The organism is Leifsonia sp. NPDC058248 (assembly GCF_042881905.1).
GTDB lineage: Bacteria > Actinomycetota > Actinomycetes > Actinomycetales > Microbacteriaceae > Leifsonia.
Genome location: NZ_JBHVXB010000005.1, coordinates 256,751 through 281,519 on the forward strand (window position 1 = coordinate 256,751; position 24,769 = coordinate 281,519).

General features: G+C 67.0%; 25 protein-coding genes. 18 read left to right on the plus strand and 7 right to left on the minus strand.

Annotated features, from left to right (window positions below; all coding sequences use genetic code 11):
• Window positions 1-35: 35 nt before the first annotated feature.
• Together ACFVV5_RS10525 and ACFVV5_RS10530 are read right to left on the minus strand one after the other, a co-directional pair.
• Window positions 36-734 (minus strand): HAD-IA family hydrolase, encoded by a 699-nt coding sequence (locus ACFVV5_RS10525; protein WP_387243068.1) that lies wholly within the window; start codon window positions 732-734, stop codon window positions 36-38.
• On the minus strand, window positions 734-1,366 hold the full coding sequence (locus ACFVV5_RS10530) for an HAD family hydrolase (protein WP_387243071.1): 633 nt from the start codon (window positions 1,364-1,366) through the stop codon (window positions 734-736). The genes ACFVV5_RS10525 and ACFVV5_RS10530 overlap by 1 nt, the downstream gene beginning before the upstream one ends.
• A gap of 62 nt (window positions 1,367-1,428) precedes the next feature.
• Between ACFVV5_RS10530 and ACFVV5_RS10535 the strand changes: the two genes are divergently transcribed.
• From ACFVV5_RS10535 to ACFVV5_RS10595, 13 genes are all read left to right on the plus strand, one after another.
• Window positions 1,429-2,154: an L-threonylcarbamoyladenylate synthase gene (locus ACFVV5_RS10535; protein WP_387243074.1), complete on the plus strand. Its 726-nt coding sequence runs from the start codon at window positions 1,429-1,431 to the stop codon at window positions 2,152-2,154.
• A gap of 3 nt (window positions 2,155-2,157) precedes the next feature.
• Window positions 2,158-3,495, plus strand: coding sequence for an MraY family glycosyltransferase (locus ACFVV5_RS10540; protein WP_387243077.1), 1,338 nt, complete (start codon window positions 2,158-2,160; stop codon window positions 3,493-3,495).
• On the plus strand, window positions 3,492-3,977 hold the full coding sequence (locus ACFVV5_RS10545) for a hypothetical protein (protein WP_387243080.1): 486 nt from the start codon (window positions 3,492-3,494) through the stop codon (window positions 3,975-3,977). Before ACFVV5_RS10540 ends, ACFVV5_RS10545 begins: the two co-directional genes overlap by 4 nt.
• Window positions 3,978-4,153: 176 nt before the next feature.
• Complete coding sequence (gene atpB / locus ACFVV5_RS10550) at window positions 4,154-4,951, plus strand: F0F1 ATP synthase subunit A (RefSeq protein ID WP_387243083.1); 798 nt, start codon at window positions 4,154-4,156, stop codon at window positions 4,949-4,951.
• Between the two features lie 51 nt (window positions 4,952-5,002).
• Window positions 5,003-5,224 (plus strand): ATP synthase F0 subunit C, encoded by a 222-nt coding sequence (atpE, locus tag ACFVV5_RS10555; protein WP_064111451.1) that lies wholly within the window; start codon window positions 5,003-5,005, stop codon window positions 5,222-5,224.
• 33 nt (window positions 5,225-5,257) lie between these two features.
• Window positions 5,258-5,815, plus strand: coding sequence for a F0F1 ATP synthase subunit B (locus tag ACFVV5_RS10560; RefSeq protein ID WP_387243086.1), 558 nt, complete (start codon window positions 5,258-5,260; stop codon window positions 5,813-5,815).
• Window positions 5,815-6,609, plus strand: a complete 795-nt coding sequence (locus tag ACFVV5_RS10565; RefSeq protein ID WP_387243087.1) for a F0F1 ATP synthase subunit delta — start codon at window positions 5,815-5,817, stop codon at window positions 6,607-6,609. Before ACFVV5_RS10560 ends, ACFVV5_RS10565 begins: the two co-directional genes overlap by 1 nt.
• 67 nt (window positions 6,610-6,676) lie before the next feature.
• Window positions 6,677-8,314: a F0F1 ATP synthase subunit alpha gene (gene atpA, locus ACFVV5_RS10570; protein WP_387243090.1), complete on the plus strand. Its 1,638-nt coding sequence runs from the start codon at window positions 6,677-6,679 to the stop codon at window positions 8,312-8,314.
• 36 nt (window positions 8,315-8,350) lie between these two features.
• A complete protein-coding gene (locus ACFVV5_RS10575; RefSeq protein ID WP_387243093.1) occupies window positions 8,351-9,250 on the plus strand; it encodes a F0F1 ATP synthase subunit gamma in 900 nt (299 codons plus the stop codon).
• Window positions 9,251-9,291: 41 nt separating this feature from the next.
• Window positions 9,292-10,755 (plus strand): F0F1 ATP synthase subunit beta, encoded by a 1,464-nt coding sequence (gene atpD, locus ACFVV5_RS10580; protein ID WP_387243096.1) that lies wholly within the window; start codon window positions 9,292-9,294, stop codon window positions 10,753-10,755.
• A 2-nt stretch (window positions 10,756-10,757) separates the two neighbouring features.
• A complete protein-coding gene (locus tag ACFVV5_RS10585) occupies window positions 10,758-11,018 on the plus strand; it encodes a F0F1 ATP synthase subunit epsilon (RefSeq protein WP_387243098.1) in 261 nt (86 codons plus the stop codon).
• A gap of 2 nt (window positions 11,019-11,020) precedes the next feature.
• Window positions 11,021-11,578 carry an AAA family ATPase gene (locus ACFVV5_RS10590; RefSeq protein WP_387243101.1) on the plus strand — a complete coding sequence of 186 codons (558 nt, stop codon included), beginning with the start codon at window positions 11,021-11,023 and terminating at the stop codon, window positions 11,576-11,578.
• A gap of 1 nt (window position 11,579) precedes the next feature.
• Window positions 11,580-12,392, plus strand: coding sequence for a YaaA family protein (locus ACFVV5_RS10595; RefSeq protein ID WP_387243103.1), 813 nt, complete (start codon window positions 11,580-11,582; stop codon window positions 12,390-12,392).
• A 488-nt stretch (window positions 12,393-12,880) separates the two neighbouring features.
• Here the strand turns inward: ACFVV5_RS10595 and ACFVV5_RS10600 are convergent, their stop codons facing one another.
• Together ACFVV5_RS10600 and ACFVV5_RS10605 are read right to left on the minus strand one after the other, a co-directional pair.
• Window positions 12,881-13,456 carry a DNA-3-methyladenine glycosylase I gene (locus ACFVV5_RS10600; protein WP_387243106.1) on the minus strand — a complete coding sequence of 192 codons (576 nt, stop codon included), beginning with the start codon at window positions 13,454-13,456 and terminating at the stop codon, window positions 12,881-12,883.
• Complete coding sequence (locus tag ACFVV5_RS10605; RefSeq protein ID WP_387243108.1) at window positions 13,453-13,950, minus strand: methylated-DNA--[protein]-cysteine S-methyltransferase; 498 nt, start codon at window positions 13,948-13,950, stop codon at window positions 13,453-13,455. Before ACFVV5_RS10605 ends, ACFVV5_RS10600 begins: the two co-directional genes overlap by 4 nt.
• 124 nt (window positions 13,951-14,074) lie before the next feature.
• Between ACFVV5_RS10605 and ACFVV5_RS10610 the strand changes: the two genes are divergently transcribed.
• The 4 genes from ACFVV5_RS10610 (at window position 14,075) to ACFVV5_RS10625 (ending at window position 19,554) form a co-directional block, all read left to right on the plus strand.
• Entirely contained in the window at window positions 14,075-15,037 is a 963-nt protein-coding gene (locus tag ACFVV5_RS10610) for an aldo/keto reductase (RefSeq protein ID WP_387243111.1), read from the plus strand.
• 102 nt (window positions 15,038-15,139) lie between these two features.
• The gene (locus ACFVV5_RS10615) at window positions 15,140-15,832 is read left to right on the plus strand and encodes a TetR/AcrR family transcriptional regulator (protein WP_387243114.1); all 693 of its coding nucleotides are present in this window, start codon (window positions 15,140-15,142) and stop codon (window positions 15,830-15,832) included.
• Between the two features lie 9 nt (window positions 15,833-15,841).
• On the plus strand, window positions 15,842-17,575 hold the full coding sequence (locus ACFVV5_RS10620; RefSeq protein WP_387243116.1) for an ABC transporter ATP-binding protein: 1,734 nt from the start codon (window positions 15,842-15,844) through the stop codon (window positions 17,573-17,575).
• Window positions 17,572-19,554, plus strand: a complete 1,983-nt coding sequence (locus ACFVV5_RS10625) for an ABC transporter ATP-binding protein (RefSeq protein WP_387243119.1) — start codon at window positions 17,572-17,574, stop codon at window positions 19,552-19,554. Before ACFVV5_RS10620 ends, ACFVV5_RS10625 begins: the two co-directional genes overlap by 4 nt.
• A gap of 232 nt (window positions 19,555-19,786) precedes the next feature.
• On the opposite strand, the gene ACFVV5_RS10630 is transcribed toward ACFVV5_RS10625, so the two are convergent.
• From ACFVV5_RS10630 to ACFVV5_RS10640, 3 genes are all read right to left on the minus strand, one after another.
• The gene (locus ACFVV5_RS10630) at window positions 19,787-21,175 is read right to left on the minus strand and encodes an NAD(P)/FAD-dependent oxidoreductase (RefSeq protein WP_387243122.1); all 1,389 of its coding nucleotides are present in this window, start codon (window positions 21,173-21,175) and stop codon (window positions 19,787-19,789) included.
• Window positions 21,176-21,291: 116 nt separating this feature from the next.
• On the minus strand, window positions 21,292-22,704 hold the full coding sequence (locus ACFVV5_RS10635) for an aspartate aminotransferase family protein (RefSeq protein ID WP_387243124.1): 1,413 nt from the start codon (window positions 22,702-22,704) through the stop codon (window positions 21,292-21,294).
• Between the two features lie 2 nt (window positions 22,705-22,706).
• A complete protein-coding gene (locus ACFVV5_RS10640; RefSeq protein ID WP_387243127.1) occupies window positions 22,707-23,189 on the minus strand; it encodes an Lrp/AsnC family transcriptional regulator in 483 nt (160 codons plus the stop codon).
• An 88-nt stretch (window positions 23,190-23,277) separates the two neighbouring features.
• On the opposite strand from ACFVV5_RS10640, the gene ACFVV5_RS10645 reads away from it, so the two are divergent.
• Window positions 23,278-24,711, plus strand: coding sequence for a gamma-aminobutyraldehyde dehydrogenase (locus ACFVV5_RS10645; protein WP_387243130.1), 1,434 nt, complete (start codon window positions 23,278-23,280; stop codon window positions 24,709-24,711).
• Window positions 24,712-24,769: the final 58 nt, after the last annotated feature.

Here is a 24,769-nt window from a genome sequence, read left to right on the forward strand (position 1 = left end):
CACCCGCCACCCGCCACCCGCCACCGAGTCCGGAGTTAATCGGTCGAAATCGCTCGATTCGACCCAGCAACTCCGGACTCGATGGCGGGAGCGCGAGCGGGAGCGGGAGCGGGAGCGGGAGCGTGAGCGGGGGCGTGAGCGAACGCGTCGACGGCGGCGAGCAGCGCCGCCGGGGTGCGGAACAGGTGGGCCGCGATGCCGACGGATGCGGCCCCCGCCACGTTCTCCGGCAGGTCGTCGGCGAAGAACGTCTCGGACGGCTCCGCTCCGTACCTCTCCAGCACCCGCTCGAACACGACCGGGTCGGGCTTGCGGGCGCCGTAGTCGGACGAGGCGAACAGGTGTGCCTCGCCGAACAACGGCACCAGCTCGGGCGCGAGCGTCGCCAGATTCTCGCCCACCAGCGGGCCGTTGTTGGTGAGCAGGGTGACGGTGCCGTACGAGGCCGCGCGGGCGACCGCCTGCAGCGAGACCGGCCACGCCGTCATCGCTCCGCCGCGAGCACGCAGGAAGTCGCGCTCCGACACGCTGGTCCCGAGCGCGTCGCAGAGCGCGGCCAGGTAGGAGTCCGCCGACGGATACGCTCCGGCCTCGGCGGCGCCCTCGCCCGCAGCGTTCCACCACCGGTCCCTCAGCTCGGTCAGGCTCAAACCTGTCAGCTCGGTCATCACGGACATCCGGCGCTGCCAGTCGTACTCGAAGAGCACCTGGTCCATGTCGAAGACGAAGAGCATCAGCGGTCGCGTTGCGCGAAGGCGTGGAGCGCGTCGCGCAGCCCGTCGACGTCGAAGCTGCCGTCGTCGCGTTTCGTGAAGTGGAACGCGTGCATCCCGACTTCGCGGGCGCCTTCAACGTTCGCCAGCGAGTCGTCGAACAGGATGGCGTCGCCCGGCTCGACACCGAACCGTCCGAGCGCCCGGGTGTAGATGCGCCGCTCGGGCTTGCGCGCGCCGAGCACGGCGGAAACGAGGTCGTTGCCCTGGAGCACGTCGACGATCTCCGGGGTGAGGACGGGGAGGGAGTCCTTGAACGGGATCGGATTGTTCGACAGCAGCGAGACGGTCCCGAGTCCGGCCGCCTCGTGGAGGGCGGCGATCGAGCCGTCGATCGGGGTCATGGCCGCCTTGCGCGCCTGCTGCCACTGCTCGAGGGACAGTTTCGCGCCGGTGACCTCGGCGAACGCCTCGAGGTACTCCTCGCTGGTCGAGTACTCGCCGATCTCGGCCGCGCGCTCGAACCCGCCGGCCCACCACGTGGAGGCGAGCCGGTACTGGCTGACGTGGCCGAGTTGCGCGAGCATCGGAAGCCGCTTGTGGAAGTCGTAGTCGTAGAGGGTCTTATCGCAGTCGAAGAAGTAGACGTCCATCGCTTCCAGTATCGACCCGTCAACAGGGAACCTTGTGATCGCTCAACTATCATTGTGCCGACATGGCTCCCATCTACGACTGTTCGGTCGACTCCGAACTCCTCTCCGGCATGCGGTTGGCTCGCGCCGCCATCGGCCGCGGCGAGCTCGTCGTCATCCCCACCGACACGGTGTACGGTGTGGCCGCCGACGCGTTCAACCCGGCCGCTGTCCAGCGGCTCCTCGACGCCAAGGGGCGCGGTCGTCAGTCGCCTCCGCCCGTGCTCATCCCGGGCATCCCGACCCTCGCCGCCCTCGCCGAGGTGGTCCCGCAGGCCGTCACCGACCTGGTGCGGGAGTTCTGGCCGGGCGGTCTCACGGTCGTCCTCCCCGCCCAGCCGTCCCTCGTGTGGGACCTGGGGGAGACCCGCGGCACGGTCGCGCTCCGGATGCCCAGCGACACGATCGCTCTCGAACTGCTCTCCGAGACCGGCCCGCTCGCCGTCTCGTCCGCGAACCTGACCGGCGAACCGGCCGCCCGCACGGCCGCTGAGGCGGACGGGATGCTCGGCGACTCCGTCGAGGTCTACCTCGACGGCGGCGAGGCCGGCGCCGCCTACGGACCGGTCGACGCGAAGGACTCCTCGTCGACCATCGTCGACGCCACAGCGCTCGCGGCCGGCACCGGACCGCTGCGCATCCTGCGGCACGGAGTCATCTCGGAGGAGCAGATCCGTGCGGTCGTCGGCGATCAGCTGGCCGCGGCCGAGAAGATCGCGGAGCCCACCGAGACCCCCTCGGATGCGTGAGCCGTGACCCTCCTCCTCGCCCTCGCCCTGATCTCGGCGGTCATCACGTTCGGGATGTCGCTCGTCGTCTACAAACTGAGCCTCAAATACCGGCTGTACCCGAAGATCCGGGCTCGGGACGTCCACACGACGCCCACTCCGCGGCTCGGCGGGATCGCCATGTTCCTCGGGATCCTGGTCGCCTTCGCCGTGGCCTACCTGCTCTCCAGTCAGTTCGGCGTGCTGAGTCTGATCTTCTCCGACTCCGGCCCGATCCTCGCCATCCTGGGCGCCTCCCTGCTCATCGTCGTCATCGGCGTGGCCGACGACATCTGGGACCTCGACTGGATGACCAAGCTGGCCGGTCAGTTCGTCGCGGCCGGTCTCGTGGCCTGGCTCGGAGTGCAGATCTACTCGCTGCCGATCGGCGGCCTCACGGTCGGATCGCCGGTGATGAGCATCATCATCACGCTCTTCGCGATCGTCCTCGTGATGAACGCGATCAACTTCATCGACGGGCTCGACGGGCTGGTGGCAGGAGTCGCCCTCATCGCCAACGGCACGTTCCTCGTGTACACCTATCTGCTGCAGCGTGAGATCAGCCCGCAGAACTACTTCAGCCTGGCCGGGGTGATCGCGGCCATCCTCGTCGGGGCGTGCGCGGGCTTCCTGCCGCTCAACTGGCACCCGGCCAAGATGTTCATGGGCGACGCGGGCGCACTGCTGATCGGACTGCTGATGGCGACGTCCGCCATCTCGGTCACCGGCACGATCAACCCCGAGGTGCTCCCGACACTCGGCCGTTCGTCACTGGTGCCCGCGTTCATCCCGATCATCCTGCCGTTCGCCGTGCTGATCGTGCCGCTGCTCGACTTCGGGCTGGCGGTCATCCGGCGGCTGCGCGCGGGCAAGTCGCCGTTCAGCGCCGACCGCAAGCATCTGCACCACCGGCTGCTCGACATGGGACACACCCACCTCCACGCGGTGCTCATCTTCTATGCGTGGACGGCCGTGCTGTCGATCGGCTGCCTGCTGTTCTTCTTCGACCCGTACTGGATGGCCATCGTCTTCGTCGCCGTCGGCCTCGTGATCTGCACCGCCTTCACGCTCGCGCCGTTGAGCCGCCGCAAGGCCAACGAGGCCGCCGCCGAGCTCGCGCCGGTCGGCACGCACGAAGCGGATGCGACGGCCCACCTCGATCAGCTCGACATCGCGAGTGAGTCCGAGGCCGAGATCGAGGCCGACACGCTCGAGACCACGCCGCCGAGCGGCGCCCCCCGCAGCGGCACCCCGCACAGCGGCGCCCCGGGTGGGACGACCCCGCCCGGCAGCACCCCACCCAGCATCAAGGAGACACCATGACCGACCCCGAGAGCGGAACGCCTTCGCCCGGCCGGCCCGTACAGCCCACTTCGACCCCCGTGTTCAAGGATGTGCTGAAGTACGGTGCGATCCTCGCCGTCGTCATCGCCGTGGTCGGCGCGGTGCTCGGGGGAGTGTTCGCCGGCTGGGTCGGCGTCACGAGCGCGCTCATCGGTACGCTCATGGCGGTCGTGTTCCTCAGCATCACGGCGCTCAGCATCCTCATCGCCAACCGCTTCATCGGCAGCGACCTGTTCGTCGGGCTGTTCTTCGGCATCGTGCTGGGCGGCTGGCTGCTCAAGTTCGCACTGTTCATCGTGCTCGCCGTGATCCTCAAGGATCAGCCGTGGATCGACCCCGTCGTGCTGTTCCTGAGCCTCATCGCCGGGGTGATCGGGTCGCTGGTCGTGGACATGGTCGTGGTCTTCCGATCGCGCATCCCGTATGTCAGCGACGTGACACTCCCGGGCGACAAGCACTGAGCTGTATCCGATTCGTTACCCTGCCAAAACTCTTGTAGAGTAATTGAAGTTCCCCCACCCCACACCTGCCCATTCGAGATTTATGTGGCGCGATTGTGAGGGTGTTCACATGTTCGTCGTCGCGAGAGCGTTAGCTCGACGCCCCGAAACAGGAGATAGCGCTGTTAGCTAACGCTGTGAACCTGCTGGTCCAGACCGCAAGCTCCGATGATGGCAGCTTCCACGGTCCGTCGATCGATGAGTTCTTCCCGCCCGCAATCTTTTCCATCGGTGACTTCCAGGTCAACCGCATCATGGTCGTCCGCTTCATCGCGGTCCTGGCCATCGTGCTGGTCTTCTGGCTCGGCACCCGCCGCATGAAGATCATCCCCGGTCGCTTCCAGTCGATCGTGGAGATGGGTCTCGACTTCACGCGGGTCAACATCGCAGAAGACCTGCTCGGCAAGAAAGACGGCCGGCGCTTCCTCCCGCTGATCACCAGCATCTTCTTCATGGTGCTGTTCATGAACCTCACGGGCGTCATCCCGTTCCTGAACATCGCGGGGACGTCGGTCATCGGTGTTCCGCTGGTGCTCGCGATCACGGCCTACATCGTGTTCATCTACGCCGGCATCAAGAAGAGCCCCGGCAACTTCTTCCGGAATGCGCTGTTCCCGCCCGGCGTGCCGAAGCCCCTCTACATCATCGTGACGCCGATCGAGTTCGTCTCGACGTTCATCCTGCGTCCGATCACACTGACGCTCCGACTCCTGATGAACATGGTCGTCGGCCACCTTCTGCTCGTGCTCTTCTTCAGCGCGACGGCGTTCTTCTTCTTCACGGCGGGCGGCTGGTGGTCGCTCTTCGGAGTGGGCACCTTCGCCTTCGGCTTCGTCTTCACCCTGTTCGAAATCCTGGTGGCAGTCCTCCAGGCTTACGTCTTCGCACTGCTCACTGCTGTCTACATTCAGCTCGCAGTCGCCGAGGAACACTAACAACGCTCCGCGCGCCCGCACGGATCGCCATCACGGAAGGAAACACATAACGTGGACATCGCTGCTATCAACGGCAACATTGCCACTGTCGGATACGGCCTCGCCGCCATCGGCCCTGCCATCGGCGTCGGTATCGTCGTCGGCAAGACGATCGAAGGCGTCGCCCGCCAGCCTGAGCTGGCCGGTCGTCTCCAGGTTCTGATGTACATCGGTATCGCCTTCACCGAGGCGCTGGCGTTCATCGGTATCGCAACGTACTTCATCTTCGTCTAAGTCCTCTTTATCTTTCTTCAGTAAGGAGGAACGATGCTCAACGGTGTGGTTAACGCCGCTGCGGCAGCAGAGCAGATCAACCCGCTCATTCCCCAGTGGTATGACGTCGTCGGTTCGCTGATCTGCTTCGTCATCATCCTGTTCTTCTTCTGGAAGCTGGTTCTTCCGCGCATGAAGAAGCTCCTCGATGAGCGCGCAGAGGCGATCGAAGGGAACATCGCGAAGGCCGACGAGGCACAGCACAAGGCGGAGGCGCTCCTCGAGGAGTACACCGCCCAGCTCGCCGACGCACGCGCCGAAGCAGGCAAGATCCGCGAGCAGGCTCGCGCAGACGGCCAGAAGATCCTCGCGGATCTCAAGGAGCAGGCGACCGCTGAGGCCGCCCGCGTCACATCCAACGCGCAGGCTCAGATCGAGGCGGAGCGTCAGTCGGCCGTCGTGTCGCTGCGCGCCGAGGTCGGATCGCTCGCGATCGACCTCGCGTCCAACGTGGTCGGCGAGGTACTCAACGAGGACAAGCGGGCTCAGGCGATCGTCGACCGGTTCCTGGCCGACCTCGAGGCCAGCGAGAAGGCGGGATCGAGCACGTAATGGGAAGCGCCACCAGAGAAGCATTGGCCCGGTCCGTGTCGGCTCTCGCCGCCCAGGGGACCAAGGCCGATCTGGCGACGGCCGAAGACCTGTTCGCCGCAGGCCGAGTCGTCGCCGACTCGGCCCAGCTCCGAGCGGCTCTCACCGACCCGTCGGCAGTCCCGGCGGGCAAGGCCGCGCTCATCGAGCGCGTCTTCGGCTCCCAGGTCTCTCCGACCGCTCTCGAACTCCTCACCGTCGTCGCCGCTCAGCGTTGGTCGAAGGCGGTCGACCTGCTCGCCGCCCTCGAAGAACTCGGTATCCGTGCGATCGCGCAGTCGGCTCCGGCCGACGTCGACATCGCGACGGAGCTCTTCACGTTCGGAGGCGCCGTGACCTCCAACGCAGGGCTCGAGCTCGCGTTGCGCAGCAAGCTCGCCGACCCGGCCTCCAAGGCCGCCCTGGTCGACCGTCTGCTCGCCGGCAAGGCCTCGAAGCAGACTGCGGCCATCGTCGGGCAGCTCGTGCTGCAGCCCCGCGGCCGGAGCATCCGCGAAGCTCTCCGCGATGCCGCGCGCATGGTCGCGGCCCAGTCCGAGCTGACCATCGCCACCGTCTACACCGCCACGTCGCTTCCCGCCGAACAGGAGAAGCGTCTGCAAGCCGTGCTCGCGAAGAAGTACGGCAAGCTGAAGATCAACCAGATCGTCGACACCGCCCTCGTCGGCGGCCTGCGCGTGCAGATCGGCGACGACGTGATCGACGGCAGCATCGCTTCGCGCATCCACGAATTACGACTTCAGTTGGTGGGCTGACCGCACGGTCTCCTGCCGAACACAGGCATTCAGGGACGTCCACGTCCCGCAGAGATAGGGAACAACGATGGCAGAACTAACGATCAGCCCCGATGAGATTCGGGATGCGCTGAAGGACTTCGTCTCCAACTACGAGCCGTCCAAGGCGGACACCACCGAGATCGGGCACGTCATCGACGCGTCGGACGGCATCGCGCACGTCGAGGGTCTCCCCGGTGTCATGGCCAACGAGCTCATCCGCTTCTCGAACGGTGTCGCGGGCCTCGCCCAGAACCTCGACGAGAACGAGATCGGCGTGGTCATCCTCGGTGAGTTCGACGGGATCGTCGAAGGCATGGAGGTGACCCGCACCGGCGAGGTCCTCTCGGTGCCCGTCGGCGACGGCTACCTCGGCCGTGTCGTCGACCCGCTCGGCAACCCGATGGACGGACTCGGCGAGATCGCTTCCGAAGGCCGTCGCGAGCTCGAGCTGCAGGCGCCCGGCGTCATGCAGCGCAAGAGCGTGCACGAGCCCCTGCAGACCGGCATCAAGGCGATCGACGCCATGATCCCCGTCGGCCGCGGCCAGCGTCAGCTGATCATCGGCGACCGGCAGACCGGTAAGACGGCCATCGCGATCGACACGATCATCAACCAGAAGGCCAACTGGGAGTCCGGCGACGAGAACAAGCAGGTCCGCTGCATCTACGTCGCCATCGGCCAGAAGGGCTCGACCATCGCCTCGGTGAAGGGCGCGCTCGAGGACGCCGGCGCGATGGAGTACACCACCATCGTGGCGGCCCCGGCCTCCGACCCCGCGGGCTTCAAGTACTTGGCCCCGTACACCGGCTCGGCCATCGGCCAGCACTGGATGTACGCGGGCAAGCACGTTCTGATCATCTTCGACGACCTGTCGAAGCAGGCCGAGGCGTACCGCGCCGTGTCGCTGCTGCTGCGTCGTCCGCCGGGACGCGAGGCGTACCCCGGTGACGTGTTCTACCTGCACTCCCGTCTGCTGGAGCGTTGTGCCAAGCTCTCCGACGAGCTGGGCGCCGGCTCGATGACCGGTCTGCCGATCATCGAGACCAAGGCCAACGACGTCTCCGCGTACATCCCGACCAACGTGATCTCGATCACCGACGGCCAGATCTTCCTCCAGTCCGACCTCTTCAACGCCAACCAGCGTCCCGCGGTCGACGTGGGCATCTCGGTCTCGCGCGTCGGCGGTGACGCACAGGTGAAGTCGATCAAGAAGGTCTCGGGAACGCTCAAGCTCGAGCTCGCCCAGTACCGGTCGCTCGAGGCGTTCGCGATGTTCGCGTCCGATCTCGACCAGGCCAGCCGTCGCCAGCTCGCCCGGGGTGCCCGCCTCACGGAGCTCCTCAAGCAGCCGCAGTACTCGCCCTTCCCCGTCGAGGAGCAGGTCGTCTCGATCTGGGCCGGCACCAACGGCAAGCTCGACGAGGTCCCCGTCGAAGACATCCTGCGCTTCGAGGCCGAGCTGCTCGATCACCTGCGCCGCAACTCCGACGTGCTCGACGTGCTGCGCGAGACCAACGTGCTCTCCGACGAGACGGTCGACAAGCTCTCGGCCGAGGTCGACAAGTTCAAGCTCGAGTTCCAGACCGGTGAGGGCAAGCCCCTCGCCTCCGTCGGGCGCGAAGAGTTCGAGGCGATCGCTCAGGAAGATGTCAACCAGGAGCAGATCGTCAAGGCGAAGCGCTGAGCGCGACGCACGAGCAGATAGGTACGTAGGAGACACATGGGAGCGCAACTTCGGGTCTACCGGCAGAAGATCAAGTCTGCCCAGACGACCAAGAAGATCACTCGGGCCATGGAGCTGATCTCCGCCTCACGCATCCAGAAGGCGCAGGCGAGGGTCGCTGCATCGTCGCCGTACGCCCGCGCCATCACGCGCGCGGTCTCGGCGGTCGCGACGTACTCGAACGTCGAGCACGTCCTCACGACCGAGCCGGAGAAGATCGAGCGCGCTGCGATCGTCATCTTCTCGTCCGACCGCGGACTCGCCGGCGCGTTCAACTCGAACGTGCTCAAAGAGTCCGAGCGGCTCGCAGAGCTGCTGCGCAGCCAGGGCAAGGATGTCGTCTACTTCCTGATCGGACGCAAGGCGAGCGGATACTTCAGCTTCCGCCGCCGGGCGTTCGAGCGGGTGTGGACCGGTGGAACGGATGCCCCGCAGTTCGAGCAGGCCAAGGAGATCGCGGACGCGATCCTCGAGTCCTTCCTGCGCGACGCGTCGGACGGCGGCGTGGACGAGATCCACATCGTCTACAACCGGTTCGTGAGCATGCTCACGCAGGAGCCGCAGGTCGTCCGCCTGCTCCCGCTCGAGGTCGTCGAAGGCGTGGAGGAGCCCAGCACCGGCCAGGTCCTCCCGCTCTACGAGTTCGAGCCGGATGTGAGCACGGTGCTCGACTCGCTGCTGCCGGTCTACATCGAGAGCCGCATCTTCAACGCGATGCTGCAGTCGGCCGCCTCCAAGCACGCCGCGACGCAGAAGGCGATGAAGGCCGCGAGCGACAACGCCGACAAGCTCATCACCGATTACACCCGCCTGGCGAACAACGCTCGCCAGTCCGAGATCACCCAGCAGATTTCCGAGATCGTCGGCGGAGCGGACGCACTGTCCTCCGCCAAGTGACCGGGCCGACACACGTTTAGTAGAACGAGAAGAGAAGACACATGACTACCGCAACCGCCGAAGCCCAGGCTTCGACCGCGCAGCCTGCCGGCGTGGGGCGTATCGCCCGCGTCACGGGCCCGGTCGTCGACATCGAGTTCCCGCACGACTCGATCCCGGGCATCTACAACGCGCTCAAGACCACCATCACCATCGGTGAGCAGGCGACCGAGATCACACTCGAGGTCGCCCAGCACCTCGGCGACGACCTCGTCCGCGCCATCGCGCTGAAGCCGACCGACGGCCTCGTCCGCGGCGGCGAGGTCCGCGACACCGGCGGCCCCATCACGGTGCCGGTCGGAGACGTGACCAAGGGCAAGGTGTTCAACGTCACCGGTGACATCCTGAACCTCGAGCCCGGCGAGAAGGTCGAGATCACCGAGCGCTGGGGCATCCACCGCGAGCCCCCGAAGTTCGACCAGCTCGAGTCGAAGACCCAGCTGTTCGAGACCGGCATCAAGGTCATCGACCTCCTCACCCCGTACGTGCAGGGTGGAAAGATCGGCCTCTTCGGAGGTGCGGGCGTCGGCAAGACGGTCCTCATCCAGGAGATGATCCAGCGCGTCGCGCAGGACCACGGCGGTGTGTCGGTGTTCGCCGGTGTCGGCGAGCGCACCCGTGAAGGCAACGACCTCATCCACGAGATGGAGGAGGCGGGCGTCTTCGACAAGACCGCGCTCGTCTTCGGCCAGATGGACGAGCCGCCGGGAACGCGTCTGCGCGTCGCCCTGTCGGCCCTGACCATGGCGGAGTACTTCCGCGACGTTCAGAAGCAGGATGTGCTGCTCTTCATCGACAACATCTTCCGCTTCACGCAGGCCGGCTCCGAGGTCTCGACGCTGCTCGGCCGCATGCCGTCCGCGGTGGGCTACCAGCCCAACCTCGCCGACGAGATGGGCGTTCTGCAGGAGCGCATCACCTCGACGCGCGGACACTCGATCACCTCGCTGCAGGCGATCTACGTCCCCGCCGACGACTACACCGACCCCGCGCCGGCGACCACGTTCGCCCACCTCGACGCCACCACCGAGCTGTCGCGTGAGATCGCGTCGAAGGGCCTCTACCCGGCCGTTGACCCGCTGACCTCGACCAGCCGCATCCTCGACCCCCGCTACTTGGGCGAGGACCACTACCGCGTCGCCACCACGGTCAAGCAGATCCTCCAGAAGAACAAGGAACTGCAGGAGATCATCGCCATCCTCGGTGTCGACGAGCTCTCCGAGGAGGACAAGATCACGGTGTCGCGTGCGCGCCGCATCCAGCAGTTCCTCTCGCAGAACACCTACATGGCGAAGAAGTTCACGGGCGTCGAAGGTTCGACCGTTCCGCTGAAGGACACCATCGAGTCGTTCGACGCGATCGCCAAGGGTGAGTACGACCACGTGGCAGAGCAGGCCTTCTTCAACGTCGGTTCGATCTCCGACGTCGAAGAGAAGTGGGCGCAGATCCAGAAGGAGAACGGCTAGTCATGGCTGTCCTCAACGTCAGCGTCGTCGCCGCCGACCACGAAGTGTGGTCGGGCGAGGCGAGCATGGTCGTCGCGAGAACGGTCGAGGGTGAGATCGGTATCCTCCCCGGCCACGAACCGCTGCTGGCCATCCTCGCCGCCGGCGAGGTGCGCGTGACTCTGACCGGAGGGGAGTCGATCAAGGCTCAGGCCGATGACGGCTTCCTCTCCGTCGAGAACAACACGGTCACGGTCGTCGCGCGACAGGCCGAGCTGGTCTGACCATGGCTGAGCCGGTAGTGCCGTTCGACCGACAGTTCGGAGACGTCCGCGTCCCCGTACTGGTTGCGATGGCCGGGCTCCCCGGCTCGGGCAAGTCCACGCTCGCCGAGATCATCGGTGCGCGCATGGGGGCCACGACCGTGTCCGTCGACCCGATCGAGGCGTCGATCCTCAAAGCAGGGATCGACTCCGATCAGCCGACGGGCCTGGCGGCCTACCTCGTCGCCGAGACGATGGCCGAACAGGTGCTGCTCGCGGGTCACTCGGTGATCGTCGACGCGGTGAACGCGGTCGAGCCGGCCCGGCTGCAGTGGCGTGACCTCGCGGCACGCTCCGACGTGCAGTTGCGGGTGATCGAGGTCGTGTGCTCCGACGGGGAGCTGCACAAGGCGCGCCTCTCGAAGCGTCAGGTCGTCCCCACGGTGTATGCGGTCGAACAGAGCGTCGATGAGTACGCGGAGTGGAAAGGCGCCTGCGCCACGCTTCCGCGCGTGACCATCGACACCGCCCTGCCGCTCGGCGAGAACGTGGAGATCGCGCTGGCCTTCCTGGAGCGTTAGGGTGCTCATCCTTCTGCCGCCCTCCGAGACCAAGCGGGACGGGGGAGCGGGGGAGCCGCTCGATCTCGCGCGGTTGAGCTTCGCGCCGCTGACGACGGTTCGCCGCGACGTACTGGACGCGGTCGCTGTGCTGTCGCGTGATCGTGAGGCGAGCATCCGGGCCCTTAAACTCGGGCCGAAGCAGGGTGCCGAGGTGGACCGGAACCGGGCGATCCCGACCGCGCAGACGATGCCGGCCCTGGAGCGCTACACCGGCGTGCTCTACGACGCCCTGGATGCTCCCGCGTTGACCGCGCAGCAGCGAGCGTTCGCGCACGACAACGTCGCGGTGCACTCGGCTCTGCTGGGGCTGGTGGCGGCCGGGGACCCTGTTCCCGCCTACCGGCTGTCGTTCGACTCCCGCCTGTCCGCCGAGCGCGGTGCGCCCAGCTTGAAGAAGCGCTGGGTTCCGGCCGTCGGTGACGTACTGGCCGCACGCGAGGGTCTCATCGTCGACCTGCGCTCGGAGGGTTACGCGGCGTTGGGGCCGGTGCCTCTGCGCGACCACGTGCACTTTGTCCGGGTTCTCGCTCGGGACGAGAACGGTCGTACTCGCGCGCTCAATCACTTCAACAAGCAGGCGAAGGGCCTGTTCACCCGTGCGCTGATCGAGGCGGGCGTCGACTTCGCCGGCAGCGGGGAACTGCTCGACTGGGCTCGGGCCGAAGGGTACGACCTGAGTCTCGCGAGCGGTCCCGAGGCCGGTGGGGGCCTGGAGTTGGTGGTGCCCGAGGTGACCGGAGTGCCGGGCCGATTGATGGCGGCCCTCCGCTAGAGCGTGAGCGGCGGGAGCGCTCTATCGTGTCCCCCGAACTGGGCACACACTCAAGAGTGCATGACCGCGATCAGGGACCGACGGCGGTAGTGAACCTGAGAAAAGTGAGATAAGCTCACACCAAGGTGAAGCTCAATCACAGCTTCGTATCGGGCAATGCGAACCAGAGGAGGAGCATCCAGCCGAGGTGGGTTTGGCGCTCTCAACGTTGAGGTGCGCTCAGCCTCGCCGATCTGTCGGGCCGACGAAACGGAAACCCGGTGTGAATTCCCATTCACGCCGACCTTGTTCGCTCGGATGCGTGACGGTCATCAATCCGCCTGCGGTCGGGCACGTGCGGATGTTGGCCCCGCGAGCGAGAATCCAGCGTTCGAAAAGAGTGCCGTCGTCGGCCCGACCCCTTCGGGGTGGGGGTGCGCCTTTGCTGCCGAGGCGGCTGCTGTTCTGCGTGGGCGGGTGCGCGTGCGGGCGACTGGGCTTCGAGCTGGTCACGCAGCGCGGAAGCAGCCCTCGAAATGGTCGTCGACCATTCCGGTTGCCTGCATCAGGGCGTACATCGTCGTGGGGCCGACGAAGCGAAAGCCCTGGCGCCGCAGCTCCTTGCTCAGCGCCGTGGACTCCAGCGTGACCGCCGGTACATCCGACCATGCTTGCGGGCGAGGGCGGGAGTCTCTCGCCGGCGCGAAGCCCCACATGAGGTCGGTGAGGGAGCCGTCGAGGGCGAGGACCGCTTTGGCGTTGGAGATGGTGGCCTCGATCTTGCCGCGATGACGGATGATGCGAGCATCGTGAAGCAGGGTCTGCACGTCGGCTTCGGTCATTTCCGCGACTGCTGCCGGTTCGAAGCCGTGGAAGACCTCGCGGAACGCCGGACGGCGGCGGAGGATGGTGATCCAGGAGAGGCCGGCCTGAAATCCTTCGAGGCACAGCTTCTCGTAGAGGGCGCGGGGGTCGCGTTGCTCGCGGCCCCATTCTTCGTCGTGATAGCGGCGGTAATCGGCGTCGTTGGCCGACCAGGAACAGCGGGCGAGTCCATCGTCGCCGGTGATGACGGCGTCGCTCATGCGGCCAGCATGATCCCCTCGTGCGTGAGCAGCCAGAGTTTGGTGGGGATGCCCTCGCCTCCGCTGTAGCCGGTGATCTTACCGTTGGAGGCGAGCACGCGGTGACAGCCGATGATGATCGGGATGGGGTTGGCACCGACGGCGCCGCCGATCGCACGGCCGGACCCCGGACGCCCGATCTCGAGCCCGAGCTCGCCGTAGGACGTGAACTGGCCGTATTCGAGATCGGCGAGTCTCTGCCAGACCGCGCGCTGGAAGGCGGTGCCGGTGAAACTCACCGGCAGGTCGAAGTCTTTGCGATCGCCGGCGAAGTACTCGTCGAGTTGACGTACGGCGCGCTCGAGGACAGGGGTGCTGCGTTCCGGATGCTCTTCGAGAGGCAGGTGACCGCCGCGCTCGATCGAGAGCGAGGTGATGGCCTGGCCGTCGCTCGTGAGTTCGAGGCGGCCGATGGGGCTGCTCATGCGAGTGAGATAGGCGAAGGAAGTGCTCATGCTTCGACTTTAGGGCGAGGGGCCGACATCCACTCGCGGAAATCGGACATTGGGGATAACGAAGCCAGGGCTGCGGCTGTGGAGGGGTGCTCGGCGGGCTTCGACGGCCAAATAGACTCGGAGCATGGCAGAAATCGACTACCGCACCCTCGGAAACTCGGGACTCGTCGTCTCGACCATCGGCCTGGGCTGCAACAACTTCGGGCGGGCGGGCACCGCATCCGAGTCCCAGGCCGGAACGGATGCGGTGATCGGCGCCGCGCTCGACGCTGGCGTCACCTTCTTCGACACCGCCGACATCTACGGCGCCGAGCGCGGGCTCTCCGAAACGCTGATGGGCAAATCGCTCGACGGGAAGCGCGACCAGATCGTGCTCGCCACGAAGTTCGGCATGGACATGGCGGGCGCCAACGGCCCCGACTGGGGCGCCCGCGGGTCGAGGCGGTACATCCGGCTGGCCGTGGAAGCCTCCCTGCGCCGCCTGCGCACCGACTGGATCGACCTCTACCAGCTGCACACCCCCGACCCCATCACTCCCATCGAGGAGACGCTCGCAACGCTCGACGACCTCATCACCGAGGGCAAGATCCGGTACATCGGCCATTCCAACCTGGCCGGCTGGCAGATCGCCGAAGCCGAGTTCACCGCGGAGTTGCATGGGCATCCGAAGTTCATCTCGTCTCAGAACGAGTACAGCCTCCTGGTGCGCGGGGCGGAGAAAGAGGTGCTGCCCGCGGTCAACGCCTACGGGCTCGGCTTCCTCCCCTTCTTCCCTCTCTACAACGGCCTCTTCACCGGCAAGTTCTCGCGCGAGGGCGGGCCGGCCGACAGCCGCATCATGATGATCCGCAAGCACCTGGTCGACAACGCGCCCTGGGACGTGATCGAGATGTACCAGGAGTTCTGCGACGAGCGCGAGGTCACCATGCTCGAGGCGACCTTCGCCTGGCTGCTGGCCCAGCCCGGCCTCACGAGTGTGATCGCCGGGGCGACCAAGCCCGAGCAGATCGTGCAGAACGCGCAGGCTGCGACCTCCTGGCGCGCCACGCCCGAGGAGATCGCCGCGATCACCGCGCTCTTCTCCTAGTCCCTCGCTCCGGGCGCTGCGCGCGGTAGGCGCGTGCGTGTTCGCCGGCGGCGAACGCTGGGATCGTTGTGAGTGAGCACTCACTCCGCGTAGAGTGACGAGGTGGAAAGCGCGGAGAAGGAACGCACGCGGCGCGCCCAGGCGATGTCGATCGAAGATCGGCAGGCGATGATCATCGACGCCGTGATCCCGCTGCTCCTTGAGCACGGCCGCTCCCTCACCTCGAAGCAGATCGCCGAGGCGGCCGGCATCGCGGAAGGCACCATCTTCCGGGCCTTCGGCGACAAAGAGACCCTCGTGCGGGCGGCGATCGAGACGTACCTCGATCCCGAGCCGCTCCGCGAGGCGCTGCGCTCCATCGACCCCGTGCTCCCGCTGCAGCACAAGGTGCGTGCGATCATCTACCTGCTCCGCGAACGGTTCGAGAGCGTGATGCGGATCATGGCGGTGATTGGTCCCGAACGCCCTCCGGTCAAGCAGGAGCGTCAGGAGTTCGCGAAGATCATCGCGCGCATCCTGGAGCCGGAGGCCGAACAGCTCAACTGGCCGCCCGACCGGATCGCGTACATCCTGCGGCTGATCAGTTTCGCATCGGCGTTCCCGGCGCTCAACGAGGGCGTCGAGTTCGGGATCGACGAGCTCGCCGACATCGCGCTCATCGGCGTCGCGGGAAAGCCGTTCGTGGTCTTCACGCCCCGCACGGCCGAGTCCCCGGAATCGCCAACGTCGGCCGCATCCGCAGCATCCACATCACCAGCAGCACCAGCAGCGACTCCCGCACCCACGGCACTCTAGGAGGCCCCCATGCTTCTCCCGCTCCTCGGCCGGTTCCTCCGCCCGCATTGGCCGCTCCTCGTCGGGGTGGTGGCCTTCCAGCTCGCGCAATCGCTTCTGTCGCTGTGGCTTCCCACCCTCAACGCCGACATCACGGACAACGGCATCGCGAAGGGCGACACCGAATACATCGTGATGGTCGGGCTCGCGATGCTCGGCGTGACGCTCCTGCAGGTGGCATGCGCCATCACCGCCGTGTACTTCGGGGCCAAGGTCGCCATGCGCGTCGGTCGCGACCTGCGCGGCGCGATCTTCCAGAAGGTCGGCGAGTTCTCGGAGCGGGAGGTGTCGAAGTTCGGCGCCCCGTCGCTCATCACCCGCAACACGAACGACGTGCAGCAGGTGCAGATGCTGGTGCTGATGACCTGCACCCTCCTGATCTCCGCACCCATCCTGGCCATCGGCGGGATCATTTTGGCGATGCAGCAGGACATCCAGCTCTCCTGGCTGATCGCGGTGAGCGTTCCCATCCTCCTGGTGGCGGTCAGCGTGATCATCTCGCGCATGGTCCCGCTCTTCCGCAAGATGCAGGAGCGGATCGACCGGGTGAACCGGGTGCTGCGCGAACAACTGACGGGCATCCGGGTGGTGCGGGCGTTCGTCCGCGAGGACATCGAGACGTCCCGTTTCGAGAAGGCGAACGACGAGGTCACCGACACCGCGCTGCGGGCCGGCCGGCTGTTCGCCCTGATGTTCCCGATCGTGATGCTGGTGCTCAACGTGTCGAGCGTCGCCGTGATCTGGTTCGGCGCCTTCCGCGTCCAGGACGGGTCGCTGCAGATCGGCACGCTCACCGCGTTCCTTCAGTACCTGCTTCAGATCCTGATGGCGGTGATGATGGCGACGTTCATGGCGGTGCTCGTTCCGCGTGCGGCCGTATGCGCCGATCGCATCGGCGAGGTGCTGAAGACGGAGTCGTCCGTGCACGCCGTCGACGACCCGATCACCGCGCTCGAGTCGCGCGGCACGGTCGAGTTCGTGGATGTGAGCTTCTCGTATCCGGGGGCCGAGCAGCCGGTGCTGAGCGACATCACGTTGATGGCGAAGACCGGCGAGACCACGGCCATCATCGGCAGCACCGGCGCCGGCAAGACCACGCTGATCAACCTCATACCGAGACTGTTCGACGCGACGGGCGGCATCGTCCTCGTCGACGGCGTCGACGTGGCCGAACTCGACCCCGACCTGCTCTGGTCGCGCATCGGACTCGTTCCGCAGCGCCCGTACCTGTTCTCCGGCACCGTCGCCAGCAACCTGCGGTACGGGAAGCCGGACGCCACCGACGAGGAGCTCTGGCAGGCGCTGGAGATCGCGCAGGCCAAAGACTTCGTCGAGAGCATGGGCAAGCAGCTCGACGCGCCGATCTCGCAGGGCGGGACGAACGTGTCCGGCGGTCAGCGCCAGCGGCTGGCGATCGCCAGGGCCCTCGTGAAGCGTCCCGAGATCTACGTGTTCGACGACTCGTTCTCGGCGCTCGACACGGCGACGGATGCCCGGCTGCGCGCGGCCCTCGCGCGAAACGTCGCCGACGCCACGATGATCGTGGTCGCGCAGCGCGTCTCGACGATCGTGGACGCGGACCAGATCGTCGTGATCGACGACGGCCGGGTGGTCGGGCGCGGCACCCACGAACAACTCCTGCAGACGAACGAGACCTACGCAGAGATCGTCTCGTCGCAGCTCACCGCGGAGGAAGCAGCATGAGCGACGAGATCGACACCGAGGAGGAGGCGCCCGTTCGTCCGATCCCGCGCCGCGGCCCGGGTGGAGGGGGCCCGTTCGGCGGGATGGCGGGACCGGTCGAGAAGTCGATGAACTTCGGCCCGTCGGCCAAGCGTCTCGCCGGCCGGCTGCGGCCGGAGGTGATCAAGCTCACGTTCGTGACCCTGCTCGCCGTGGTCAGCGTGTTCTTCGCCGTGCTCGGCCCGAAACTGCTCGGCAACGCCATCAACCTCGTCTTCGCCGGTGCGATCTCGCTGGGTTACCCGAGCGGGATGACGCAGGCGCAGGTGATCGCCTCGGAGCGCGCCAAGGGCAACGGCCAGCTCGCCGATCTGCTGAGCGGCACCACGTTCACCCCCGGCGCGGGCATCGACTTCACGGCGGTCGGCATGGTCCTCATGTGGGTGCTGGCGCTGTACATCGCGTCGTCGGTGTTCAGCTATCTGCAGGCCTACGTGCTCAACGGCATCACGCAGCGGACGGTCTACCGCCTCCGTCAAGATGTCGAGGCGAAGATCCACCGCCTGCCGCTCAAGTACTTCGACGGGATGCAGCGCGGCGAGCTGCTGAGCCGGGTGACGAACGACATCGACAACATCTCGCAGACCCTGCAGCAGTCGATGAGCCAGCTGCTCACCTCGTTGCTCACGGTGATCGGTGTCGTCGTGATGATGTTCACCATCTCCCCGCTGCTCGCCGTGATCGCGCTGATCACCATCCCGCTGACGCTGGTCATCACCACGGTGATCGCCAAGCGTTCGCAGAAGCTGTTCGTCAGCCAGTGGAAGCACACCGGCGAGCTGAACGGCCAGATCGAGGAGGCCTTCACCGGCCACGCCCTGGTGAAGGTATTCGGCCGTCATCGCGAGGTCGAGGAGCAGTTCCGGCTGAAGAACGAGGAGATGTACGAGGCGAGCTTCGGCGCGCAGTTCATCTCGGGGATCATCATGCCGGCGATGATGTTCGTCGGAAACCTCATGTACGTCGTGATCGCCGTGGTCGGCGGCCTGCAGGTGGCGACCGGCGCGATGCAGCTCGGAGACGTGACCGCGTTCATCCAGTACTCGCGTCAGTTCACGCAGCCCCTCACGCAGCTGGGCTCGATGGCGAATCTGCTGCAGTCAGGCGTCGCCAGCTCCGAGCGCGTGTTCGAGCTGCTCGACGCCGGCGAGCAGTCGACCGACCCGGCGGAGCCGCGGAGCCCGGAGGGGACGAAGGGGCGGCTGGCGTTCGAGGACGTGTCGTTCCGCTACGTGGAGGACCGGCCGCTCATCGAGGACCTGTCGCTCGTCGCCCAGCCCGGGCAGACGGTTGCGATCGTCGGTCCGACCGGCGCCGGCAAGACCACCCTGGTCAACCTGATGATGCGGTTCTACGAGCTCGACTCGGGTCGCATCACTCTCGACGGCGTGGACATCGCGTCGATGACCCGGCGCGACCTGCGCCGTCGGATGGGCATGGTGCTGCAGGACACCTGGCTGTTCAACGGGACGATCCGCGAGAACATCGCCTACGGGCGACCGGATGCGACGGAGGAGGAGATCCTCGACGCGGCCCGCGCGACCTACGTCGACCGGTTCGTGCACTCGCTGCCCGACGGCTACGACACAGTGCTCGACGACGAGGGCGGCAACGTCTCCGCGGGAGAGAAGCAGCTGCTGACGATCGCGCGTGCGTTCCTCGCGCGGCCGAGCGTGCTCATCCTGGACGAGGCGACGAGCTCGGTCGACACGCGCACCGAGGTTCTGGTGCAGAAGGCGATGGCGGCTCTGCGTACGGATCGCACGAGTTTCGTGATCGCGCACCGGCTGTCGACCATCCGGGATGCCGACCTGATCCTGGTGATGGAGGCGGGCCGCATCGTCGAGCAGGGCACCCACGCCGAGCTGCTCGCGGCGGGCGGGGCGTACTACTCCTTGTACAACGCGCAGTTCGCGGCGCCGGTCAGCGACGAGACGTAGCGGTCGGCAATTCCGGATGCCCGGGGCGGCGCGCCGTCTGTGTGAGCGTGACTCCGGGGATCGTGGCCCGAGCGGGTGGCGATCTCCGGAGTTGCGTGCGTGCAGGAATGCGCGCTCGCCGGCATCCGGTCGGTCTCGGCGCACGGCCGCCTGAATTCAGGAGCTGGGAGGCGACTGCTGCGGGGACGGGTGGAGTGCGGGGCCACGGGACGGGTGCCGACCGCCGACAGCGTCAGTGGCCGGTGAGGGGGCCGAGCAGCCGCGCGATGACCGAGGGGCGCCCGGTCAGGCGTTCCTCGGTGTCGGCGAACTGCATGCCGACCAGCCCTGCGTTGGCGCCGGCGAAGCGCAGCGGCTCCGGCTCCCACCGCGGCGAACGGTGGCCGACCCACGGGAGCCGGGTGAGGTCCGTGCTCGCGCCGGTGAGGAGGTCGGCGAGCGTGCGGCCGGCGAGGTTGGTGGTGCTCAGGCCGTCGCCGACGTAGCCGCCGGCCCAGGCCTCGCGGCGCTCGCGGTCGATGCCGACGCTCGCGTGCCAGTCGCGCGGGATGCCCAGCGGTCCGCCCCAGTGGTGGGTGATCCGGGCGCCGGCGGCAGCGGGGAACAGGTCGACGAGGGCGTGCCGCAGGTGCTCGCTCACGCGCGAGTCGTTCTCGTAGTCCGGGCTGATGGCGCTGTTCAGGTGGTAGAACGCTCCGCGGCCGCCGAACGCGATCCGGTTGTCCGCTGTGCGCTGGCCGTAGATGATCAGGTGACGGAAGTCGGCGAACGTCTGGCCGTGCTCGATGCCGATCCGTTCCCAGGTCTCGTCGCTGAGCGGCTCGGTCGCGATCATCAGCGAGTAGATGGGCAGGATGCGCCGTCCGACCTGGGCGATGGCCGAGCCGTAGCCTTCGGTCGCGTTCACGACGGTGCCGGCGCGAACCGTTCGCGCGACGTCGCCGGAGACGGCCGACACGGTGCCCCGATCCCAGGAGAGGACCTCGGTGCCTTCGTAGATCGTGGCGCCGCGGCGCTCGACCACCCGGGCGAGGCCGCGCACCAGCTTGGCGGGGTGCACGCGGGCGCAGGCCGGCGAGAAGGTCGCGGCCACGGCATCCGGAACCCCGAACCGGGAGCGCACCGTCTCGGTGCCGAGCAGCGAGACCTGGTCGGCGCCGTACCGCTCGGATTCGGCGAACTCATCGCGAGCACTGCCGAGCTGCACGCGTGACCGGGCGAAGGTGACGGTCCCGCCGCGCACGAAGTCGCAGTCGATGTCCTCGGCCTCGGCGACCCGGCCGACCTCGTCGACGGTATCGACCATGGCGCGCCGCTGGGCGACGGCCGCGTCGAAGCCGTACCGGGCCTCGAGGGCGCGGCCCGACTTCGGGAACAGGGCCGAGCACCAGCCGCCGTTGCGACCGGAGGCGCCGAAACCGGCGACCTCCTTCTCGAGCAGGGCGATGCGCAGAGCAGGATCGCGCTCGTGCAGGTAGTACGCGGTCCACAGGCCGGTGAGTCCCGCCCCGACGATCGCGACGTCCACGTCGATGTCGCCGCCGAGCCCCGGACGAGGCCGGAACCCGTCCTCCACCTCCCTGATCGAGTCGAACCAGTACGCCGACTGCCTGTCGCGCATGAGCATCCGTTTCGTGAGTGCGGGTGGTCAGAGAGATCGAGTCCGGACCTCGTCAGCCGAATCGGGCTTCGACCGGAGAGGTCCGGACTCGATGGTGGTTCACCAGGGGCAGAGCCCTAGAGGTGGTTGGACGCCTCGGTGAGGACGGACTCGAGGATCTGACGGATCTCCGTGAACTCCTCGGGGCCGATGGTCAGCGGCGGGGCGAGCTGCACGACGGGGTCGCCACGGTCGTCGGCGCGGCAGTACAGGCCGGCCTCGAACAGCGCCTTCGACAGGAAGCCGCGCAGCAGGCGCTCGGACTCGTCGTCGTCGAACGTCTCCTTGGTGGCCTTGTCCTTCACCAGTTCGATGCCGAAGAAGTAGCCGTCGCCGCGCACGTCGCCGACGATCGGCAGCGCGAGCAGCTTCTCGAGCTCGGCACGGAACAGCGGCGAGTTCTCGCGAACGCGCTCGTTGAGCTTCTCCTCCTCGAAGATGTCGAGGTTCTCCAGCGCCACGGCCGCCGACACCGGATGCCCGCCGAACGTGTAGCCGTGGTAGAACGACGTGTTGCCGTGCTTGAACGGCTCGTACAGCTTGTCGCTGATGATGGTCGCGCCGATGGGGGAGTATCCGCTCGTCATGGCCTTGGCGCAGGTGATCATGTCGGGCACGTAGCCGTACTCGTCGCACGCGAACATGCGACCGATGCGGCCGAAGGCGCAGATGACCTCGTCGCTGACCATGAGGACGTCGTACTTGTCGCAGATCTCACGCACGCGCTGGAAGTAGCCGGGGGGCGGCGGGAAGCATCCGCCCGAGTTCTGCACAGGCTCGAGGAAGATCGCCGCGACGGTCTCCGGACCCTCGAACTGGATCATCTCCTCGATGCGGTTGGCCGCCCACACACCGAAGGCCTCGATGTCGTCGGCGGGGGCGCCCATCTCGGCGGCGCGGTAGAAGTTGGTGTTCGGAACGCGGAAGCCTCCGGGCGTCAGCGGCTCGAACATCTCTTTCATGGCCGGGATGCCCGTGATGGCGAGTGCTCCCTGCGGGGTGCCGTGGTACGCGACGTTGCGCGACAGCACCTTGTGCTTGGTCGGACGGCCTTGCAGCTTCCAGTAGTACTTGGCGAGCTTGAACGCGGTCTCGACGGCTTCGCCGCCGCCCGTGGAGAAGAACACGCGATTCAGGTCGCCGGGCGCGTAGTGGGCGAGGCGGTCGGCCAGTTCGATGGCGTTCGGATGCGCGTAGGACCAGATCGGGAAGAACGCGAGCTGCTCGGCCTGCTTGGCGGCCGCCTCGGCGAGACGCTTGCGGCCGTGCCCGGCGTTGACGACGAAGAGCCCGGACAGTCCGTCGATGTATTTGCGCCCGTGCGAGTCCCAGATGTGGTGGCCCTCGCCCTTGGTGATGATCGGCACGCCGTGGCCGTCCTCCATCACCGACTGCCGGGCGAAGTGCATCCAGAGGTGGTCCTTGGCCTTCGCCTGCAGCACGGCGTCTTCGGCCGTGATGGGCGCGTCGAACGTTTCTACGTATGTCATCTCTATCGTGTTCCCCAGTTGTAGAACTGTTTGTGGAGTTTGAGATAAACGAACGTCTCGGTCGACAGCACGCCGTCGAGCGTCCGGATCTCGGAGTTGAGCATCGTGATCAGGTCGAGGTCGTTCTCGCAGACCACTTCGGCGAGGATGTCGAACGTCCCCGCCGTGAGGACCACGTAGTCGACGGCGGGCATCGCTGCCAGCTTGTCGGCGACCGTGCGGGTGTCGCCGGTCACCCGCACGCCGATCATGGCCTGGCGGTAGAAGCCGAGCTGCATCGGGTCGGTGACGGCGACGATCTGCATGACGCCTGACTCGGTCAGCTTCTGCACGCGCTGACGCACGGCAGCCTCGCTGAGACCGACGGCTTTGCCGATCTCCGCGTAGGACCGGCGGCCGTCGACTTGCAATTGCTCGACGATCGCTTTGGACACGTCGTCGATCTGCATCGGTTTGGCCGGATTCGCTGCCCGAGGGGTGCTCATGGAGCGATTCTGTCAGTGAGAGCAGCGCTGGGCAAGCGAATCCGCACTAATCGGTCCATTTTGCTATCGGAATCAGTAGACTCCCGGCATGACTTCGCGTGAACTCCGCAACTTCGTCGACGGCCGCTATGTCGACTCGCGCTCCTCCGATCGCATCCCGCTCGTCGACCCCGCGACCGAGGAGGTGTACGCGACGTCGCCGGTCTCCACCTCCGAGGATGTCGCCGAGGCGTACCGGGCCGCTCAGGGCGCCTTCGGCGTGTGGGGGGAGACGACCCCGGCGGAGCGCCAGCTCGCCCTGTTCCGCATCGCGGACGCGATGGAGCAGCGTGCCGAGGAGTTCGCCGACCTGGAGTCGCAGGACACCGGCAAGCCGCGCGCGACCCTCGTCGACGACGAGATCCTGCTGTCCGTCGACCAGATCCGGTTCTTCGCCGGCGCCGCCCGCAACCTGGAGGGCCGGTCGGCGGGGGAGTATCTGAAGGACCACACGTCGTTCGTCCGTCGCGAGCCGATCGGCGTCGTCGGCCAGGTGACCCCGTGGAACTACCCGCTGAACATGGCGGTCTGGAAGTTCGCGCCGGCGCTCGCCGCGGGCAACACGACGGTGCTGAAGCCGTCGGACACGACGCCGCTGTCGACCCTGCTGCTCGCCGAGGTGGCCGCGGAGTTCCTGCCCGCGGGCGTTCTCAACGTGGTCACCGGCGACCGCTCGACGGGCGCGGCTATGACGGAGGACCCGATCCCGCAGCTCATCTCGATCACCGGCTCCGTGCGGGCGGGCATGGAGGTTGCGCGTGCCGCCTCCTTCGACCTCAAGCGCGTGCACCTGGAGCTCGGCGGCAAGGCGCCTGTGATCGTCTTCGACGACGCCGATGTTCAGCAGGCCGTCGAAGGAATCGTGGCCGCCGGCTACTTCAACGCCGGTCAGGACTGCACGGCCGCGACCCGGCTGCTCGTCCAGGAGGGCGTCCACGACGAGTTCGTCGCCGCCCTCGCCGAGTACGCCCGCGCGAACGCGCGCACTGGCGGGCCGCGTGAGGACGGCATCCTGTTCGGCCCGCTGAACAACGCGAACCAGCTCGCCCAGGTGAGCGGTTTCGTCGACCGCCTCCCCGACCACGCCGAGGTGCGGCTCGGCGGCCACCGGCAGGGCGACCGGGGCTACTTCTACGAGGCGACCATCGTGTCCGGACTGCGGCAGGACGACGAGGCGGTGCAGAACGAGATCTTCGGGCCGGTGCAGACCGTTCAGAAGTTCACGGACGAGGCGGAGGCGCTCCGGTGGGCGAACAGCGTGCAGTACGGCCTGGCGTCATCGGTGTGGACCCGGGATCACGGCCGCGCGATGCGGTTCGCGAAGGGCCTCGACTTCGGGTGCGTGTGGATCAACACGCACATCCCGATCGTCGCGGAGATGCCGCACGGCGGCTTCAAGCACTCCGGCTACGGCAAGGATCTGTCGATGTACGGATTCGAGGACTACACGCGCATCAAGCACGTGATGAGCTATATCGGGTGAGGTGGTGTGAGCCTTCGAGCGGGACAGTTTTTTAATCATCCTGTTCTATAGGTTTGCG

Coding starts and splice junctions, on each gene's coding strand:
- ACFVV5_RS10525 (WP_387243068.1), bottom strand. CDS start 734: ATGCTCTTCGTCTTCGACATGGACCAGGTGCTCTTCGAGTACGACTGG.
- ACFVV5_RS10530 (WP_387243071.1), bottom strand. CDS start 1,366: ATGGACGTCTACTTCTTCGACTGCGATAAGACCCTCTACGACTACGAC.
- ACFVV5_RS10535 (WP_387243074.1), top strand. CDS start 1,429: ATGGCTCCCATCTACGACTGTTCGGTCGACTCCGAACTCCTCTCCGGC.
- ACFVV5_RS10545 (WP_387243080.1), top strand. CDS start 3,492: ATGACCGACCCCGAGAGCGGAACGCCTTCGCCCGGCCGGCCCGTACAG.
- ACFVV5_RS10560 (WP_387243086.1), top strand. CDS start 5,258: ATGCTCAACGGTGTGGTTAACGCCGCTGCGGCAGCAGAGCAGATCAAC.
- ACFVV5_RS10565 (WP_387243087.1), top strand. CDS start 5,815: ATGGGAAGCGCCACCAGAGAAGCATTGGCCCGGTCCGTGTCGGCTCTC.
- atpA (WP_387243090.1), top strand. CDS start 6,677: ATGGCAGAACTAACGATCAGCCCCGATGAGATTCGGGATGCGCTGAAG.
- ACFVV5_RS10575 (WP_387243093.1), top strand. CDS start 8,351: ATGGGAGCGCAACTTCGGGTCTACCGGCAGAAGATCAAGTCTGCCCAG.
- atpD (WP_387243096.1), top strand. CDS start 9,292: ATGACTACCGCAACCGCCGAAGCCCAGGCTTCGACCGCGCAGCCTGCC.
- ACFVV5_RS10585 (WP_387243098.1), top strand. CDS start 10,758: ATGGCTGTCCTCAACGTCAGCGTCGTCGCCGCCGACCACGAAGTGTGG.
- ACFVV5_RS10590 (WP_387243101.1), top strand. CDS start 11,021: ATGGCTGAGCCGGTAGTGCCGTTCGACCGACAGTTCGGAGACGTCCGC.
- ACFVV5_RS10600 (WP_387243106.1), bottom strand. CDS start 13,456: ATGAGCGACGCCGTCATCACCGGCGACGATGGACTCGCCCGCTGTTCC.
- ACFVV5_RS10605 (WP_387243108.1), bottom strand. CDS start 13,950: ATGAGCACTTCCTTCGCCTATCTCACTCGCATGAGCAGCCCCATCGGC.
- ACFVV5_RS10610 (WP_387243111.1), top strand. CDS start 14,075: ATGGCAGAAATCGACTACCGCACCCTCGGAAACTCGGGACTCGTCGTC.
- ACFVV5_RS10620 (WP_387243116.1), top strand. CDS start 15,842: ATGCTTCTCCCGCTCCTCGGCCGGTTCCTCCGCCCGCATTGGCCGCTC.
- ACFVV5_RS10625 (WP_387243119.1), top strand. CDS start 17,572: ATGAGCGACGAGATCGACACCGAGGAGGAGGCGCCCGTTCGTCCGATC.
- ACFVV5_RS10630 (WP_387243122.1), bottom strand. CDS start 21,175: ATGCGCGACAGGCAGTCGGCGTACTGGTTCGACTCGATCAGGGAGGTG.
- ACFVV5_RS10635 (WP_387243124.1), bottom strand. CDS start 22,704: ATGACATACGTAGAAACGTTCGACGCGCCCATCACGGCCGAAGACGCC.
- ACFVV5_RS10640 (WP_387243127.1), bottom strand. CDS start 23,189: ATGAGCACCCCTCGGGCAGCGAATCCGGCCAAACCGATGCAGATCGAC.
- ACFVV5_RS10645 (WP_387243130.1), top strand. CDS start 23,278: ATGACTTCGCGTGAACTCCGCAACTTCGTCGACGGCCGCTATGTCGAC.